This is a genomic window from Micromonospora sp. NBC_00860, assembly GCF_045207375.1.
GTDB classification, from domain to species: domain Bacteria; phylum Actinomycetota; class Actinomycetes; order Mycobacteriales; family Micromonosporaceae; genus Micromonospora; species Micromonospora vinacea.
In genome coordinates this window covers 4125330-4142724 of record NZ_CP108825.1, presented here as the reverse complement: position 1 = coordinate 4142724, position 17395 = coordinate 4125330, and the positions used below count along the sequence as shown (strand labels likewise).

Here is a 17395-nt window from a genome sequence, read left to right as displayed (position 1 = left end):
GCCGGGGGATCGGACTACCGCGTCCGAGTCGGTCGCGAAGGGGCACCGAGGAGTACCTCGTACTGGTAGAGCTCATCGTCGGTGCCGGTGTGCCGGAAGCCGGCACGTTCGAGGGTCCGCCGGGAGGCGACGTTGTCGCCGGTGGTCTCGGCGACGACGCGGGACAGTCCGTGTACGGTCGCGAGGTCGAGCAGGGAGGCGAGCGCCTCCGCCGCGTAGCCGTTTCCCCGGGCTGACGGGGCGAGACCGTAACCGACCTCGATGCGTCCGTCCTCCGGCTGACCCTTGAAGCCGATTCCTCCGATGGCCTTGCCGTCGGCGGCGCGGGTGATCCGGTAGTGCCCGAACGGACGTCGGTCGCCGTAGGCGGCGGTGGCGGCGAGAAAGCCCCGCACGCCGAGGACGTCGCCGTCGAAAGGGAAGTCCTCGGCCCAGTCATCCCCGGCCCCGGGGCGTCGCCCGACGATGCGTTCACCCTCTGCGGTGTCGATGGGGTACAGACGCAGTCGAGGCGTACGAAGCTCGGTCACGGGCAACAGCGAAGCAGCCCTCAGGAAACAGCACAAGCCGAATTACGCGCCCGGCACAGGCCGGCTTCGCGGAATCGAACCTCCGTGTCGGCATCCCCGCCCCTGATCGTCTGCGGCTACCTATCCTCGACGGGGATGCACCAATCCGAGTAGTGGCCGTCGGCCCGACGGCTCACAGGAGGCCGTCATGAGTAGCACGAATCGACCCGAGGGGATCAGCCCCACAGCGGTGGAGTCGGCTCCAGGGTTGTGGCGGATTGATCTGCAACGGCACGACCTCAGCATTCCGGGGCGGGAGGTCATCCAGACTCGGGTGGAGTTCACGCCGGATTCGCCGCCGTTCAAGCACTTCCACCCGGGCGAGGAAATCATCTGCGTTCTGCAGGGAACGCTCGAATATCGGCTTGAGGGGCAGCCACCCATGGTGTGCAACCCCGGCGATGCGCTCACGGTCCCATACGGTGTGCACCACCAGGCCCGCAACGTTGGCGACGGTATCGCTGTCGAACTGGCCACGTACGTCGTCGAGAAGGGGAAACCACTCCTCACCAAGGTGGAGTGAGATCTCCACGGCCGGCCGTGGCCAGCGTGTCACCTCCTAGCCCCGGGGTACGAGGACAGCGGCGGTAGCGCGACTCGTAAGGTGAGCGGATGTCGGTCAAGCAGGTACAAGTGACTTTCGACTGCGCCGAGCCTGTGCGCGTCGGCCGTTTTTGGTGTGAGGTGTTGGGGTACGTCCCGCCGCCGCCCCCGGAGGGGGTCGCCACCTGGGACGATGTCAGTTCCGAGCAGGGTTCGTGGTTCGCGTGCAGTGACCCGTCGGGGGTGGGCCCGCGCCTGTACTTCCAGCGGGTGCCCGAGGGCAAGGTCGTCAAGAACCGGGTGCACCTCGACGTGCGGGTCGGCGCCGGGCTGGTTGGCGAGGAGCGCCTGGCCGTCCTTGAGGCCGAATGCGCGCGGCTGATCCCGCTCGGCGCGGTACGCGGGCAGTTGTTGCTCGCCGACGGCGAGAACGAGTCGTGCCTCAACATGCAGGACGTCGAGGGCAACGAGTTCTGTCTCGACTAGTGGCGGCCATGTCCCGGGATCGGCCGGGGCGGTGGTGGCGCCGTCGAGCTGCGGACGACGAGCTCGACCGGTTGGTCGGGCGCCGGTGGAAGCTCGGCGTCCGGCTTCTCGATGACCTGTACCAGCAGCGCGAGGCCCTGCCGCGCGACCTCGTCGAACGGCTGCCGCACGGTGGTGAGCGGGGGAGTGACGTAGGCGGCGACCGGGATGTCGTCGAACCCGACGACGCTGATGTCCTCGGGCACCCGGCGCCCGGCCTCGAGCTGCGCGCGGATGAGACCGATCGCCATGTCGTCGTTTGCGGCGAACACCGCGGTCACGGTGCCGTCGCCGGCCAGTTCCCGGCCCGCCGCGTAGCCGGACGCGGCCGACCAGTCGCCCTCGACGACCGGCGGCTCGTCCGCGCCGTGGGCTCGCAGCGCCTCGCGCCAGCCGGCGAGACGGTCCCGTGCCGAATACCACCGCTGCGGGCCGGCCAGGTGATGGACGGTCGCGTGCCCCAACTCCAGCAGGTGCTCGGTCGCGGCCCGCGCGAGCCGGCCCGCGCCGACCCTGGCGGTCACCACCTGCGGCGCGGTGAAGGTGGGCGGCGCGCCGAGGACCAGGACCGGCACGTCGACGCTGATGAGGCCGACGCCCTCGTCGATCGGCTCGGAGATGACGACGCCGTCCACGCCCTGGTCCAGCAGCGACGCCAGGGCGCTCGCGATGCCGCCCGGGTCGCCCTCGATCGTGGTGGCCACCTGCAGCGTGTAGCCCACCTTCCGGACCGCCCGCTCGATGCCCAAGAGCCACGACGCCGGCCCGTACAAGGCGCTGCCGAGCGTTACCACGCCGATCGACCGGGTCCGCCCGGAGGCCAGCGCCCGGGCCGCCTGGTTGCGCCGGTAGCCGAGCTCCGCGGCGGCGTCCAGGACCCGCCGGCGCACGTCGGCCGAGACATACGGCTCGTCGTTGAGGACCCTGGACACCGTCTTCTGGGAGACGCCGGCCAGCCGCGCGACGTCCACGCTGCGCGGCGTCGGAGGGCTTCCACCCGGCCTCGCCAGTCGCGTCACGGCACCTCCCATCGCCGGCCATAGTCCTGTATGATTGCGCAGTCATGTCTACGCAGTCAGAAACTCGCCATCAAGATCCCGTAACCCGCCCCTGACGCCGGCGAAGCGCGCTCCTCGCCAACACCCTAACCGCAGCTTCGAAACAGGTCAGGCGGGGCCGCCCGCCGACTTCGCCGAGGACCGCAGTGCTGTCCACGCCTTCGACGAGTCACGCGGCCGGCTGCTGCAGAGGCGAATCGATTCGCTATCGATCGGCGCGGTGTCGGTGGGCCGGCGACACGGAATGCCTGAGCGCGATGCCCCAGCACTCCGGAAGGGTCGTACTCATCAGTGGCCGCTCGGAGCCTGCGAGGCGTCAGGAGCAGGAAGTAACCGTCCTGAAACCTTGACTTAACGCTCGATGCACCCATTAATACATATCTATGTATTGGGCCGTAGTCACCCTTCCCGGGTGGTCGGCGACGCCGGCAGATTCGTCGAATCGGTTCGAGTCTCGGCCTAGAGGCTGTGCGCTGAACCGGTGTCGTGGAGCTGGCGGATGAGTCACAGGAGGTTGGCATGCATCGTTCGAACGCCCGCTGGCGCGGCTGGTTGCCGGCAGCGGCTGGAGGGCTGGCCGTAGCCGTGGTCGCCGCGAGCGTGGCCCTGGCGATCCACGGGTCGGCCCTGGCCGCGCCGGTCGCGACGCAGAGTGCCGCGGCCGCTGGTGTTGACGGTGTGGCGGCCGGGAACGCCGCGATCGCCTCGGTCGACCTGGCCGGGACGTGGAACTTCACGCCCGCGGGTCGGGCGGCGACTACGATCGCGGTACCCGGTGGCGGCTGGTACAAGCAGGGCTTCACCGACGTGAACGAGGCGGTGTACTCGCGCAGCATCACCGTGCCGGACTCGGGGCAGCCGCAGTCGACCTGGATCGAGTTCGGCGCCGTCAACCACCAGGCGACACTGTCGGTCGACGGCCGCGTGGTCGCCACCCAGACGACGGCGTTCACCCCGTCGAACTTCGACATCAGCGCATACGCGGCGCCCGGCACCACCCACACGATCACAGTGAACGTGAAGGGCCGCGGCGCGTTGAAGGCATCCAACGGCCGGTACCTGGTGCCCGACGCCGCCACGTGGTCCGAGGCGATACCGCAGGGGATCTTCGGGTCCGCGTTCCTGCGGGTGTACCCGGCGGTGTATGTCAGCGACACATTCGTGCGTACGTCGGTGGCGAACAAGACGCTGACCTACGACGTGACGGTGCGGAACACGTCGGGCAGTTCCCGGTCGGTGACGTTGACCGGGTCGCTGTCGTCCAACAACGGAACGGCTTTCAACTACCCGGCACTGCCCAGCCGTACGGTCACCGTGGCGGCCCGCTCGACCGTGACCGTGACCGTCGGGCCGGTCGCGTGGAACCTCGACAGCACCTCGTACTGGTGGCCCAACGTGCCGTACCGGTCGGGGTACCGGGCGCAGCTGCACGGGCTGACGGTGCATGCCGTCACCGACGACGGCCGGACGAGCGACGCCGATTACCGGTTCGGGTTCCGGGAGGCCACCCAGAACGGTGACAACTACTACCTCAACGGCGTGCGCGCGAACTTCCGCGGCGACAACCTCCAGGGTGCCGACTACGACCGGATCAACAACGGCGGCAAGGGCGACGCGTACCACACCCTGCCCGGCTTCCTGCCCCCGTCGTCCGGCAACGGCGGCTGGCCGCAGGCGGTGGACAACTACCAGCGGCTGAACTACAACGTGGTGCGCATCCACCAGGAGCCCGGGAGCCCATACATGTTGGATGTCGCCGACGAGATGGGCCTGATGATCATCGACGAGGTCGCGATTCGCGGCTCCCAATCCTCGCAGGAGTGGCAGAACTCCGTCGGGCGCGACAACATGATCAACCACGCCCGTGCGCTGGTCCTGCGCGACCGCAACCACCCCGCGATCATCCGCTGGAGTCAGAACAACGAGCCGAACCAGAGCGGCCAGGATTCCGAACAGTTCGAAAAGGACCTGTACGCGGCGATGAACGGCGCCGACGGCACCCGGCCGATCATTGTCGAGGTGGGCGTCGGCGGGAATGTCAGCCTGTATCCCGGGATGACGTACGCCAACTTCGCGGTGATCCCGCACTACGTCGACGGCTTCGGCAGGTACGGGGAGGGCCTGATCACCGTGAACGGGCGGCCCGACGGTGAGGGCGAGTACATCTGGCCGGCCTGCAACAACAAGCAAGGCTTCGAGTGGTTCGCCACGGCAACCCTGGCCAAGCGCGGCAAGGGCGCCACCGACCTGCGTCCGTACACGCTGCTGTCCGCCTGGGCCAGCGTCGTGCCCGGCGTGCGGAGCACCGACTTCACCCCGGAGGAGGGTGGTCACCCGATCTACGGCGTCGACAATCTGCCCGACCCGTGGAGCAACCCGCAGATCCAGCGCGTGCAGGCGGCGTTCAACCCGGTGGCCGCGGTCGACCTCCCGTACTGGTCCGCCTCCGGCAACTCGGACTCGAACGGCAGCTTCCCGCTGCCGCAGGCCGTGCCCAGCTACGCCCGCAACGCCACGGTGACCCGCAACATCACCGTGTTCAACGACGACTTCACCAACACCTCGGTGAACTTCGCCTGGACCGCCCGGCTCGACAGCCCGACCGGCGCGGTCGTCGCGTCCGGCGGCAGCAACCTGACCATCCCGCTCGGCTCACGGGTCACCCAACCGGTGTCCTTCACCGCCCCCGCCACCGGCAGCCGCGTGTACCTGCAGCTGTCGACCACGAAGTCCGGCAGCACCGTCTTCACCGACGCGGTCGAGTACCTCAACCTCAGTGGAAGCGGCGGAACCGGACCGACGCCCGGCACCTACCGCATCGTCAACCGCAACAGCGGCAAACCCCTCGCCATCGCCGGCAACTCCACCGCCGACGGCGCCAAGGCGGTCCAGCAGAGCGGCACCCCCACCTGGACGATCAGCACCACCCAGGACGCCTACACCCTGCGCTACACCGCCTCCGGAAAAATGCTCGACGTCAACGCCGGCAGCACCACGCAGGGCCTACAACTGCAGCAGTGGTCGGCCAACGGCGGCACCAACCAGTCGTGGTACCTGCGGCCCACCGGTAACGGCTACTACACCATCGTCAGCCGCAGCAGCGGACTGGCAGCCGACGTCTACGCCGCCTCCACCAGCGACGGCGCGCAGGTCGTCCAGTGGACCGCCAACAGCGGGACCAACCAGCAATGGCAGTTCGTACCCGCCTGACCAGTGGCAGAGGTGAGTGTCAAGTTCGGCCGCCGGTAACGAGCTGCCGATTGTCGCGCCGATTCGGGGGCACGGTTTGTGCCCCCGAATCGGCCGCGATCCAATCGGTGACCATCCCGCAGGACGGCCTACGCGAACTCGACCGGGTGTCGGCCCCGGACCTCAACTATCCGTACCCGTGGCTGGCGTCGATCGCCGTCCCGCTGACCCAGTCGGGCGGCCGAACCTGATGGGGGCCAGGCGAAATCGCCTGGCCCCCAGTGTGGGCTCGCTCAGCCCAGGTACTTCTCCCACGGACCGGTGATGGCCAGGGTGAGGCCCGGGTCCTGCATGTTGACGAAGAGCACCTTGCCGTCCGCGCTGAAGGTCGGCCCGCAGAACTCCGAGTCGTTGAGCTGGTTGCGGGCGATCGCGTAGGTGGGCCCACCCGGGATCGTGCTGAGCACGTGCGAGGCGCCAGTGCCGTCCTCGGCGAGCACGAGGCTTCCCCACGGGGTGACGGTCACGTTGTCCGGGCCGTCGAAGGTGAGGTCGGTGTACTTGACCGGCGTACCCTCCTCGGAGGCGGTCTGGTGCGGGAAGTACGTCACCAGCTGGATGGTCTGGTTCCTGTAGTTGTAGAACCAGACCATTCCGTCGTGCGGCGCCGCGTCCGCCGGCAGGTCACCCTCGTCCCAGGCGTACGAGTTGACCACGTACACGCCCTCGTCGGTGGCCCACACGCCCTCGAACTTGCGTCCGCGGGTGACCTGGCCGTCGGCGAACTGCTCGCGTACCGACTTGGTGCGCGCGTCGCGGTCCGGCACCTCGATCCACCGGACCGGGAAGGGGCGGCCCAGCTGGGCGGAGGTCAGGTACGCGACGTCCGGCAGCACCGAACCGTCATCCATGATGATCTGCATCGCGGCGAGGACACCGGCGTTCGGTGCGAGGCGGGTGAGCACGCCCGGGCCCAGCTTGACGCCGTGTGGCGCCGTCCAGCGGTAGAAGAGGCCGTTGGGCTCGTCGGCGTCCTCGGAGAGGTAGATCCGGGTGCGGTCCTTGTCGACGGCCAGCGCCTCGTGGGAGTAGCGTCCCAGGCACTTGATCGGCTTCGGGTCGGCGCTGCCGTCGGCCCACACCTCGAAGACGTAGCCGTGGTCCTTCTGGTAGACGCCGGACCGGCCCCCCTCTTCCCACGTGTCGCCGGCCCGGTCCTCGGTCTCCTCGCAGGTCAGCCAGGTGCCCCAGGGGGTCGGCCCGCCGGCGCAGTTGGAGATGGTGCCGGAGAGCGCCACGAACTCACCCAGGTTGCGGCCCGCGAGGTCGGTCTTGATCACGGTGCAACCGCCGGCGTCGACGGCGCCCGCGTCGTAGACCGTTCCCTTGACGTGCGGCACGCCGAACTCGGCGCCCGGGTCGATCTCGTGGTTCTGGATCAGGGTGTACCGGCCGTGGCCGGCGTCGTAGACGGCCATGCCGTCGTGGTCGGACGGGGTGGTGCCCTGGCCGCGGTCGAGTCGGGTGACGCCGGTCCGGGTGACCACTGTGTAGCTGAAGCCCTTGGGCAGGGCCAGGATTCCCTTGGGGTCGTCCACGAGCGGCGGGAAGGGCACGTTGCCGGGCTTCACCGGCGGGTGCGGCCGGGCCGGGCTGGCCTGGGCCAGGGACGGCAGGCCGCCAGCGACGGCAAGGCCGACGCCAGCGGCGGCGCCGCCAGCGAGGAAGGTACGGCGAGAGGAAGGCACGCGGATCAACTCCTGGTCAAGACGTAGTGCGACGACTGGCAGCCAACTCCTTCGGGCGGACAGCGACACGTCACCGGTGGGATCGGGCGGTGACATCGGAGTGAAGAGTCAGGGTCGCGCGGGCGTCGCGGGCAGCAGTGCGGGCCAGTCCTGGGCGGCGGCCCAGTCGGCGAAGCTGTGCCAGCCGACCTTTGGGTGGTCGCGGCGCAGCGCGGCGACGTCGACGGTCAGGCCCACGGTGCTGAAGTAGTCGAACATGGCCGCCAGGTCGGTGGACCGCCGTCGAACCTGGGCCAGCGGCACCTGCACGTGGGTGATTGGGCGGCCGATGGCATCGGTGAGGATCTCGGCCAGCTGGGCGGGTGTGCGTTCGTCGGAGGCGATGTCGATGCGGCGGCCGACGAATTCGCCCGAGCGCTGGAGGACCAGCGCGGCGAAGGCGCCGATGTCGACCGCCGGGATGAGGGCGAGCGGCCGGTCCGCGGGCATCGGCCAGGCGAAGCTACCCCTGCCCAGGCCGTCGAGCGTCCAGCCACTGGCGTAGTTGTCCATGAAGGCGGCCGGCGCGATGACCGTCCAGGGCACCGTCGAGGTGCGCAGGTGCTGCTCGACCAGGTGTTTGCTCTCGTAGTGCGGGACGCCGGTGTCGCGGTCGGCGTGTGCGACGGTGGTCAACACGAGGTGGCCGAGGCCGGCGGCCGCCGCGGCGTCGACGAGGGTCCTGCCCTGCCGGACCTCGGTGGCGAGGTCGGTGCCGAACGGTGTGGTGACAGCGAAGAGCGAGTCGGCTCCGGCGAGCGCGGCGTCGACGGACGTTCGGTCGTCGAAGTCGGCCTGGCGCACCTCGGCGCCGAGGTCACGCAGGGCTTCGGCGGCCGGCGAGGTGGGATGGCGGGTGATGGCGCGTACCCGGTGGTCGGCGGTCAGCAGGGCGCGGGCCGTGGCACCGCCCTGGGCCCCGGTGGCGCCGGTGACGGCGATGGTGAGCATGGGTCCTCCGAGAGGTAATATAGCTGCGTAACGCATTAACTGCGTCACGCAGCAGATTATGGCGAACCGCTGCGTCACGCAACTAGTTGGGATGTGATGCGGATGACGGCGAAGCGCCGGACCCGGTTGTTCGAGGAGTTGTCGATGGCGTCCCGGCGCTATCTGGCCGCGTACGTCCTGTTCAACCAGGCCATCGCCGACCACCTGGGGCTCCACCCGACCGACGTGCAGTTCCTGAGCCTGCTCTCGGCGGCCTCCGCGCCGCCCACGGTCCGAGAGATCGCCGAGATGACCGGCCTGACCACGGGGTCGGCCACCCGCTTGGTCGACCGGCTCGAACGCGGCGGCTACGTCAAACGGACGCCCGATCAGAAGGACCGGCGCCGGGTGCTGGTCACCCCGGTGCCAGACCGCCTCGACCGGGTCACAGCGGTCTGGGACGACCTCGGCCAGTCCTGGCAGGAACTCCTCGACGAGCACACCGACGAGGAGCTGGAGGTGATCACCCGCCACATGAACCGAGCGCACGACCTCAGCCACACCCAGATGCGTCGCCTGCGGTCCCAACCGAAGCCCGACTGAGACAGGCGGCCCGCGGGCTTGACCTTGACGCTGCGTCAACCCTCCATGCTGCCGGCATGAGCAATTCGCACCCGACGGCTCAGGCCGAGCAACCCGCGATCCACGTGCACGGCCTGGAGAAGTCGTTCAAGCAACTGAAGGTGCTGCGCGGCGTCGACATCGACGTGGCGCGGGGCAGCATCTTCGCCCTGCTCGGCTCGAACGGTGCCGGCAAGACCACGGTGGTGAGGATCCTGGCCACGCTCCTCAAAGCCGACGGCGGCACGGCCCGGGTCGCCGGCTTCGACGTGGCGACCCAGGCCGCCGACGTACGGCAGTCGATCAGTCTCACCGGGCAGTTCGCGGCGGTCGACGAGATCCTCACCGGGCGGGAGAACCTGGTCCTGGTCGCCCGGCTGCGGCACCTCAGGGAGCCCGGTTCGATCGCGGACGACCTGCTGAGGCGCTTCTCGCTGACCGAGGCGGGCACCCGGAGGGTGCGGACGTACTCCGGCGGAATGCGCCGCCGCCTCGACATCGCGATGAGCCTGATCGGGAACCCGCCGGTCATCTTCCTCGACGAGCCGACGACCGGGCTGGACCCAGAGGCGCGCATCGAGGTGTGGCAGGCGATCAAGGAACTCGCCCGGGGTGGCACCACGGTGCTGCTCACCACCCAGTACCTCGACGAGGCCGAACAACTCGCCGACCGGATCGCGATCCTCCACGAGGGACGCATCATCGTGAACGGCACCCTCGGTGAGCTCAAGCAGCTCCTGCCGCCCGCCGAGGTCGAGTACGTCGAGAAGCAGCCCACCCTCGAGGACGTCTTCCTCACCCTCGTCGGCGCCAAGACGGAGAAGGAACAACGATGAACAGGAACTTCCTCGGCGACACCACCGTCCTCCTGGGACGCTCGCTGCGCCACATCGCCCGCAGCCCGGACACGATCATCACGACGGCGGTCATGCCGATCGCCTTCATGCTGCTGTTCGTCTACGTCTTCGGCGGCGCCATCGAGACCGGTGCCGACTCGTACGTGAACTATCTGCTGCCCGGCATCCTGCTCATCACGATCGCCTCGGGAATCTCGTACACCGCCTTCCGGCTCTTCCTCGACATGCAGGGCGGCATCTTCGAACGGTTCCAGTCCATGCCGATCGCACGGTCCTCGATGCTCTGGGCGCACGTGCTGACCTCGCTGGTCGCCAACCTGATCTCGCTCGTCGTCGTCGTCCTCGTCGCCCTGCTCATGGGCTTCCGCACCGGCACGAGCGTGCTGGGCTGGCTCGCCGTCGCCGGCATCCTGGTGCTGTTCACCCTGGCGCTCACCTGGATCGCCATCATCCCCGGCCTCACCGCCCAGTCCGTGGATGGTGCGAGCGCGTTCTCGTACCCGTTGGTCTTCCTGCCGTTCGTCAGCTCTGCCTTCGTGCCCACCGCGTCGATGCCCGGCCCGGTGCGCGCCTTCGCCGAGCACCAGCCGGTGACCGCCATCGTCAACGCGATCCGAGACCTCTTCGCGCAGAAACCGATCGGGTCGGGCATCTGGACCGCCCTGGCCTGGTGCGTCGGCATCCTCGTGGTGGCCTACCTGTTCGCCAACCTGACCTACCGCCGCAAGATCTCCTGACCCGCTGTCGACCGGGGCCGCGCACTGTGAGGGCAGGATCAGACCATGCTGACGATCAGTCAACTCGCGGCGTACGCCGGCGTCACGGTGCGGGCGGTACGGCACTACCACCAGATCGGCCTGCTGCCGGAGCCCGAACGGGACGCCTCGGGCTACCGGCGGTACAACGCGGGGGCGGTGGTGTCCCTCATCAGGATCCGGATTCTCGCCAACGCCGGCGTGCCGCTGTCCCAGATCGGTCAGATGCTGGAGGCCGACGCGTCGAACTTCGCGGCCGCGGTCGAGGAGATCGACAGGCAACTGGGCGACGAGATCGCACGACTGGAGACCAGCCGGAAGCAGATCGCGCAACTCGCCGCCGGGGATCGTCTGGCGCTCGCACCAGAGGTGATCACCTACCTCGACCGGCTCCGGGACATTGGCGTCTCCGAGCGGGTGGTGGCGGGTGAGCGGGACGGCTGGATCCTGATGTCGGCTCGCTGGCCCGGTCGCGTCCGCGAATGGATGCCCAGTAAGACCGCGCAGCTCGACGACCCGCAACTCATCCGGCTCTATCGGATCCTGTCGGAGATCTTCGAAAGCGACACCGGCGACGACGCGCGTCTGGTGGAGGCCGCCGACATTCTGGCCAGCCTCGCCGAGCAGGCGTACCGCTCTGGTGAGGTCGACCTCGGCGAGGTGGCAAAGGACGATCTACCGTTCGACCTGCTGGACGCGCTGGCCGTCGAGGCGGACCCGCGGGTGGAGCGACTGCTGGATTTGATGCGCGAGCGCGGCTGGGATGGTCTGGCCCGGCTGGAGCGGCTGGCAGAGTCGCCCACCTGATCGACTGTCAGCTCTGTTGGTAGTTCACAGCGGCGAACCCGCACGGCTGGTGCAGGTGCAGGTAGTAGGCACCCTCGCCGACCTCGTCCAGGTCCGCGCCGCCGATCAGACCCAGGTAGTCCATCGGCTCCCCGCACCCGGGGCAGTCGGCGTGCTCGGCGTCCTGGATCCAGTCCGGTCGGCCGCCCAGGGTGGAGCCGCCCCGGTTCCAGGCGCTGGCCTGGTACGGGCTCGCCAGCGCCGGCCCCGCAACCGGGAGCAGCGTCGGCGGGTCCTCCGGTCCGGCGTCGCCGCCCAGGTAGCTCGGCCGGGTGTTGTCGGCCCACCAGGTGGTGGCACCGGACGGTGTGACCCGGCTGTACAAGGTCGTGTAGCAGGCGCAGAAGTGGCAGGTCTCGATGACCAGGCGGCCGGACCAGCCGGCGTGGGCCAGCGCGGCGCCGACGGCGGGGTCGGTGGTGTCGAGGTCGGCGGCGACCCAGAGCGGGGACGCGCACCAGGGGCAGGCGGTGCGGTCCGCCGGTGCGGGCGCGTCCCGCATGACCCACCGGTACGCGACGTCAGCGCACAGGTCCCGTCGGTTGCCGTCCGGGCCGATCGTCCAACCGCCCTCGGCCGCGTAGGTCAGCACCCCCACGTGCAGGTCGTCCGCGCCGGCTGGTGGGCGCGTCGACCAGCGACGCAGGGCGTCCTCGGCGAGTGGGTGAGCGCTGTGGGCCAGGATGAGGAGTAGATGGTTGAGTCGGTCCGGCGTCCGCCCGTCGTCGACCTGTTCGATGACCCGGCCGACCACCTCGGCGCCCGCCGCTCGGTACAACGTCGCCGGCCACAGCAGGTCGAGGTCGAGCAGCGCCCCGTGGTACGGCGACAGCCTCTGTGGATCGGCGGCGGCGATCTCGCTCAACTCCTCGATCGCGTCGTCGTCCTCGTCCGCCGCTCTCCTGATCAACTCCTCGATCACGAGCGGATGCTAGCTCTTCCCTCCGACGCTCAGCGTCCCGCTGCCCCGGCCGGCTGAGGTCGACGATCAGTGGACGTGTCGGCTGTGTCGCGCCACCAGCGACGGGACGCCAGTGCCGCCAGCCCGGCGCCCGCGGCGTTGAGCAGGACGTCGTCCACCGACGACACCCGGTCCAGCCGCAGGACGTACTGGGCGGTCTCGACCAGGACCGAGCAGCCAGCCGCGAGCGCCAGGATCCGAGGCACCGATGCCAGCGCCGTGAACCGCAGCGGGGCAAAGAACCCCAGGGCCGCGAAGACCAGCAGGTTGCCGACGACCTGGAACGTCGCCGTCACCGGACCCCCGTCGGAGAAGATCGTGAGCAGGTCGCGCAGCGGCACCAGTGTCACGCGGCCGGAGACGGTGCCGGCCTGCTCACCCGGCAACATGATAATCCAGACCCAGGGGACCGTGCCGTAGACGATGCCGACGTCGGCCAGCGACGTCCGCCACGCCGACCTGGCGCCGGCGGCACGTCGGCGGCGCGCCAGGGCCCACATCGCAAGGGCGGCCAACGGCAGGACGATCGCCGTGATGAGGACGACGCCGTTGAACGTGCCGAGCCAGCCGTGCCAACCCTTGACCATGCGACCCCCGCTTTTCGCCCAGCCCCGAAACCTACCCGGCCCGGGCGGCGGGCGATCGCCCGTTCGTGGCACCGCACCCACACGCTCGCCGAGCGGCCACCGGAGCGGGCGCTCGGGGCGATCGCGCTGATCGCCGCCCCGTTCATCGGTGCTGGCGGCTGGGCCGGTGACCGTGCCCCTGGCGAGGGTAGGGGTAACTACCAACCCGACTGGGGGGTAGCAGGATCGAGCAAGATCCAGAAACCGTGGAAGCTCATTTCCATGACCACGCAGAAGATCTCCCGGTTCCATCGGGCTGCCCTGGCCCTCGTCCTTCCCGTCGCCGTGATAGCGGCAGTCGCCGGGTGTGATGACTCGGCGGCGCCGAAGGCCGCGCCCGCGGCCAGTTCGGTAGCCGCGGTTCCCTCGACCTCGACAAGCGCGGCCGGCCCGGCAGGTGCGGCCCCCGCAGCGGGCTTGCATATGATCGCCAACAACGGGCATCAGCTTGCCTTCCACGTCACGCCCGGAAATTCTCCCACCATCGTGCTGGACGCCGGCGGTGGCGAGGACTCCTCGTACTGGGATGCCCTGGTGCCGCAGCTGTCGCAGGCCACCGGATCGCAGATCATCACCTACGACCGGGCCGGTCTGGGCGCCAGCGAGGAGGTGAAGGGCCCATGGGACCCCAAGGCCGCCGCCTCCGACCTGCAGGCCGGTCTGCGTGAACTCGGCGCCACCCAGAACGTGGTCCTCGCGGGCCACTCGCAGGCAGGAGAGGTGGCCCACTACTTCGTCCTCGCGAACCCCGGCGTTGTCTCCGGGGCGGTGCTCATCGATGCCAACGTGCCGCAATTCTTCACCGACACCCAGACCCAACGCCTCGTCGCGCTAACCGCGCCGCAGATCGAAGAGCTCAAGAAGGCGCCGTCGACGAAGGCGAACCGCCAGCTCATCGCCACGGCCGACAACTTCGGTCCCACGCACCAGGCGTACCACAAGGTCTCCTGGCCCGACGGCGTCCCCGTCATCTATATCGTGTCGGACAAGACGCCCTTCGATGGATCTCCGCAGGACGCTCAGGCCTGGCGCGACGCGGCAGCGGCGTTCACCAAGGCGGGGCCCGACCGCACACTCGTCATCGCCGACGGAAGCTCGCACGACGTTCCCCAGGACAAGCCCGCCCTGGTGCTCAAGGAAATCGAACAGATGACCGCCACCGTCAAGTAAAGGCCATCGGGCCGACGGCTGACAGGACCGGCGAGCCTGGTTGACCGGCGCTGCCCCGGCGCGCCACTCTTCGCGACGCCCTCAAGCCGATCTGCGACGAGGTCACCCTATTCCGGTGGTTCTGATATCCGACGTTGCCGGCAGATCGACAGGGCGGGCCAGCCGAGCGCACGGTGCAGGCCGCCAGGTAACTCATGGTCGTGCCGCCCCCGGCGGCGCTGCGGGGGCGGCACGACGACCGATCCGGCGGTGGGTCAGCTGCGGGTGGACCACCGCTGGTTGGTGCCCCCGTTGCAGGCCCAGAGGATGAGCTTGGTGCCGTTGGCGGTGGCGGCGCCGTTGGCGTCGAGGCAGAGCCCGGACTGGACGCCGGTGATGGTGCCGTTGGAGTTGAGGTTCCACTGTTGGTTGGTGCCGCCGTGGCAGTCCCAGATGATGGCCTGGGTGCCGTTGATGGTGCCCTGGCCGTTGGCGTCGAGGCACTTGTTGCCGTACACCTGGAGTTGTTTGCCGGCGGTGTAGGTCCAGCGCTGTGCGGTGTTGCCGACGCAGTCCCAGAGTTGGACCTGGGTGCCGTTTGTGGTGCTGCCGTTGGGTACGTCGATGCAGCGGTTGGACTGGGCGCCGACGACCTGGACGTTCTGTTGTGGGTTGCCACCGCCGGCCGGCGCGTAGGCGGCGGCGTTGATGTTGGCCTGGACGGCGTTCTCGGTGGCCGCCGTCGGGTAGCCCGACGTCAACACGCCTTCGAAGAAGGTGCCGCGGCCGGTGATGCTGTTGTCGCCGCCGATGCCGAGCAGGATCGCGCCCTCCTTCTTCATCGGGTGGTAGCCGTTGGGGCGTGGCCCGTCGAAGTAGGTCGTCAGGCTGCCCGACTGGGCGTTGCCGCCCCGGATCGCCCAGTGGTTCGGCTCGCCCTTGACCATCGCGGTGACGAAGCGGTGGTTGATCGACGCGATGTTGTTGTAGCCCGCGTTGACTCCGGAGAACAGCCCCCACTCCAGGTCGGCCATGATCCAGGGGCCGGCTCCCGCCCCGTAGCCCCACTGCTTGTTGGCGCCGAAGTAGACCGTCTCCATGATGGCGCGTTCGTCTGCGAGGTTGTTTGTCTGCGCGTTGCCGTAGTCGAAGCAGCACCACTGGTTGTAGTGCGTGCCGTCGACGACCGCGTAGATGCCCTCGGGCTGGTCGCCGGTCGCGACGCCGTTGGTGTTGTTGTTGCGGTAGCCGGTGCCGGGGGCGATGTAGACGCCGTACGCCTTCTGCCCGCCGACGGTGACCGGCGCGGCCTTCGCGTCGGCGAGGTTGTCGAATCCGCCGGGAGCGGGGCCGACGAAGTAGCCGGGGGGTGCCTGGGTGAGGCGGTTGTTGCGGCCGGACTGGTCGTAGATGATCGTGATGACGCAGTTGGTGTTGGCGCAGAACGTGTCCTGGGTGGCGGCGTTGGCGTAGCCGCCCTCGCTGAGCACACCGACGTCGCGGGTGGTGTTGTCCGACGATCGTCGGACCTGGTAGAGCGGGCCGTTGTACGCGCCGTACAGCGCGCGGGTGGTGCTGTGCGCGGCCACGCACGGCGTGCCGCCGGAGGCGTAGATGTCACACGGACCGGTGCCGGCGGCGTGGGCGATGCCCGGCGCGTCCGAGACCACGTAGACGCCGGCGCCGGCGACGAGGACCACCAGGGTCCCGGCGGCGGCCATCAGGCGGCCCAGCTTTCTCCTCGCATTCATCGGATCCTTTCCCGTGCTGTGTGGGGGTGGGGTGTGGCGGAGGAATTGACGTCACACGTCATACCTGTGACATTAATGGTCGTCCATCTATTGGCGCTAGTTGGCACGTGTTGGTCATCGATCGATGAGCCTGGGGACGGATATGCTGGTCAGCGGAGCAAGGTGCGTCCCCGTGTCGGGGCAGAAATCGATTCGAGGGCGATTGATGAACATCGGGGAGATCGCTCGCCGGGCGGGGGTGTCCCGCAGCACCGTCTCCTACGTGCTCAGCGGAAAACGCAGCGTGTCGGAGGCGACCCGGCAACGGATCCAGTCGGTCATCGACGAGTTGGACTACCGGCCGAACGCCAGCGCCCGTGCTCTCAAGGAGGGGCGCACCCGCACCCTCGGGCTGGTCATCCCACCGGCGAGCCAGCGGTTGACCGACATGCAGCTGGGCTTCGTCGCCAGCGTCGTCGAGGCCGCCGCCCGCCATGACCTCGACGTGCTGCTGTCCCCATCCGGTGGCGACCATGACCGGTCGTTCGAGCGGATCGTCACCGGGCGCCGGGTGGACGGCGTGGTCCTCATGGAGATCCGGTTGACGGACGACCGGGTGACCCGCCTGACCAAGGCCGGGTTGCCGTTCGTCACGATCGGCCGGACCGCCGAGCCGCACGGGATGAGCTGGATCGACATCGACTACGCCGGGCTGATCGCCCGTTGCGTGCAGCACCTGGCCGACCTGGGGCACCGGCACGTGGCACTGGTGAACCGGTCCGCCGAGCTGGTGGCCGCCGGCTACGGCCCCAGTCATCGCGCGCTGACCGGGTTTCGTGCGGCGGCGGCGGAGCGGGGGCTGACCGGCGTGGAGGTCTGCAGCGGCGACGACACCGCCTCCGGCGAGGCATGTATGGAGCAGCTGCTCGCGACGCACCCGGAGGTCACGGCGGTGGCCACCATCAACGAGGCCGCACTGCCCGGAATGCAGCGCGCGTTGACCGGCGCCGGGCTGTCGGTGCCACGCGACTTCTCCGTCACCGGAGTCGCCGCGCAGCACTGGGCGGAGGACTTCCGCCCGCCGCTGACCGCCGCCGACGTGCCGATGGTCGAGATGGGCGCCGAGGCGGTGTCGCTGTTGCTGGAGATCATCGCGGCTCCCGGCGCCGTCCCCCGACACCGCCTCTACAGCCCACCCATCTCGTTGCGTTCCAGCACCGGCCCGGTCCGGGCCCGCTGATCCGACCCG

At 69.3% G+C, this 17395-nt stretch carries 17 protein-coding genes; 10 read left to right on the top strand and 7 right to left on the bottom strand.

Annotated elements, in window-relative coordinates; all coding sequences use genetic code 11:
• Positions 1-14: 14 nt before the first annotated feature.
• Positions 15-530, bottom strand: a complete 516-nt coding sequence (locus OH804_RS18875) for a GNAT family N-acetyltransferase (protein ID WP_406058487.1) — start codon at positions 528-530, stop codon at positions 15-17.
• 187 nt (positions 531-717) lie between these two features.
• Here OH804_RS18875 and OH804_RS18870 point away from each other — a divergent pair, with 187 nt between their 5' ends.
• Complete coding sequence (locus tag OH804_RS18870; RefSeq protein WP_406058485.1) at positions 718-1092, top strand: cupin domain-containing protein; 375 nt, start codon at positions 718-720, stop codon at positions 1090-1092.
• A gap of 89 nt (positions 1093-1181) precedes the next feature.
• The gene (locus OH804_RS18865) at positions 1182-1598 is read left to right on the top strand and encodes a VOC family protein (RefSeq protein ID WP_406058483.1); all 417 of its coding nucleotides are present in this window, start codon (positions 1182-1184) and stop codon (positions 1596-1598) included.
• On the opposite strand, the gene OH804_RS18860 is transcribed toward OH804_RS18865, so the two are convergent.
• Positions 1595-2656 (bottom strand): LacI family DNA-binding transcriptional regulator, encoded by a 1062-nt coding sequence (locus OH804_RS18860; RefSeq protein WP_406058481.1) that lies wholly within the window; start codon positions 2654-2656, stop codon positions 1595-1597. The two genes, OH804_RS18865 and OH804_RS18860, sit on opposite strands and share 4 nt — an antisense overlap.
• A gap of 558 nt (positions 2657-3214) precedes the next feature.
• On the opposite strand from OH804_RS18860, the gene OH804_RS18855 reads away from it, so the two are divergent.
• Together OH804_RS18855 and OH804_RS18850 are read left to right on the top strand one after the other, a co-directional pair.
• Entirely contained in the window at positions 3215-5905 is a 2691-nt protein-coding gene (locus OH804_RS18855; protein WP_406058479.1) for an RICIN domain-containing protein, read from the top strand.
• 107 nt (positions 5906-6012) lie between these two features.
• Entirely contained in the window at positions 6013-6135 is a 123-nt protein-coding gene (locus tag OH804_RS18850; protein ID WP_269215278.1) for a hypothetical protein, read from the top strand.
• A 42-nt stretch (positions 6136-6177) separates the two neighbouring features.
• Here the strand turns inward: OH804_RS18850 and OH804_RS18845 are convergent, their stop codons facing one another.
• Complete coding sequence (locus tag OH804_RS18845; RefSeq protein WP_406058477.1) at positions 6178-7632, bottom strand: alkaline phosphatase PhoX; 1455 nt, start codon at positions 7630-7632, stop codon at positions 6178-6180.
• 108 nt (positions 7633-7740) lie between these two features.
• Positions 7741-8622: an NmrA/HSCARG family protein gene (locus OH804_RS18840; RefSeq protein ID WP_406058475.1), complete on the bottom strand. Its 882-nt coding sequence runs from the start codon at positions 8620-8622 to the stop codon at positions 7741-7743.
• A gap of 102 nt (positions 8623-8724) precedes the next feature.
• Here OH804_RS18840 and OH804_RS18835 point away from each other — a divergent pair, with 102 nt between their 5' ends.
• The 4 genes from OH804_RS18835 to OH804_RS18820 are packed head-to-tail and all read left to right on the top strand — an operon-like array spanning position 8725 to position 11641.
• The gene (locus OH804_RS18835) at positions 8725-9204 is read left to right on the top strand and encodes a MarR family winged helix-turn-helix transcriptional regulator (RefSeq protein ID WP_196921888.1); all 480 of its coding nucleotides are present in this window, start codon (positions 8725-8727) and stop codon (positions 9202-9204) included.
• 56 nt (positions 9205-9260) lie between these two features.
• Positions 9261-10058: an ABC transporter ATP-binding protein gene (locus OH804_RS18830; protein WP_406058473.1), complete on the top strand. Its 798-nt coding sequence runs from the start codon at positions 9261-9263 to the stop codon at positions 10056-10058.
• Positions 10055-10816 (top strand): ABC transporter permease, encoded by a 762-nt coding sequence (locus OH804_RS18825; protein ID WP_406058471.1) that lies wholly within the window; start codon positions 10055-10057, stop codon positions 10814-10816. Before OH804_RS18830 ends, OH804_RS18825 begins: the two co-directional genes overlap by 4 nt.
• 45 nt (positions 10817-10861) lie before the next feature.
• Positions 10862-11641, top strand: a complete 780-nt coding sequence (locus OH804_RS18820) for a MerR family transcriptional regulator (protein ID WP_406058469.1) — start codon at positions 10862-10864, stop codon at positions 11639-11641.
• Between the two features lie 7 nt (positions 11642-11648).
• Here the strand turns inward: OH804_RS18820 and OH804_RS18815 are convergent, their stop codons facing one another.
• Entirely contained in the window at positions 11649-12602 is a 954-nt protein-coding gene (locus OH804_RS18815; RefSeq protein WP_406058467.1) for a hypothetical protein, read from the bottom strand.
• A gap of 29 nt (positions 12603-12631) precedes the next feature.
• Positions 12632-13228 (bottom strand): VanZ family protein, encoded by a 597-nt coding sequence (locus OH804_RS18810; RefSeq protein ID WP_406058465.1) that lies wholly within the window; start codon positions 13226-13228, stop codon positions 12632-12634.
• Positions 13229-13489: 261 nt separating this feature from the next.
• Here OH804_RS18810 and OH804_RS18805 point away from each other — a divergent pair, with 261 nt between their 5' ends.
• Positions 13490-14437, top strand: a complete 948-nt coding sequence (locus OH804_RS18805) for an alpha/beta fold hydrolase (RefSeq protein ID WP_406058463.1) — start codon at positions 13490-13492, stop codon at positions 14435-14437.
• A 254-nt stretch (positions 14438-14691) separates the two neighbouring features.
• On the opposite strand, the gene OH804_RS18800 is transcribed toward OH804_RS18805, so the two are convergent.
• Positions 14692-16167, bottom strand: coding sequence for an arabinofuranosidase catalytic domain-containing protein (locus tag OH804_RS18800; protein ID WP_406058461.1), 1476 nt, complete (start codon positions 16165-16167; stop codon positions 14692-14694).
• A gap of 205 nt (positions 16168-16372) precedes the next feature.
• On the opposite strand from OH804_RS18800, the gene OH804_RS18795 reads away from it, so the two are divergent.
• Entirely contained in the window at positions 16373-17386 is a 1014-nt protein-coding gene (locus tag OH804_RS18795) for a LacI family DNA-binding transcriptional regulator (protein ID WP_196921896.1), read from the top strand.
• Positions 17387-17395 lie beyond the last annotated feature (9 nt).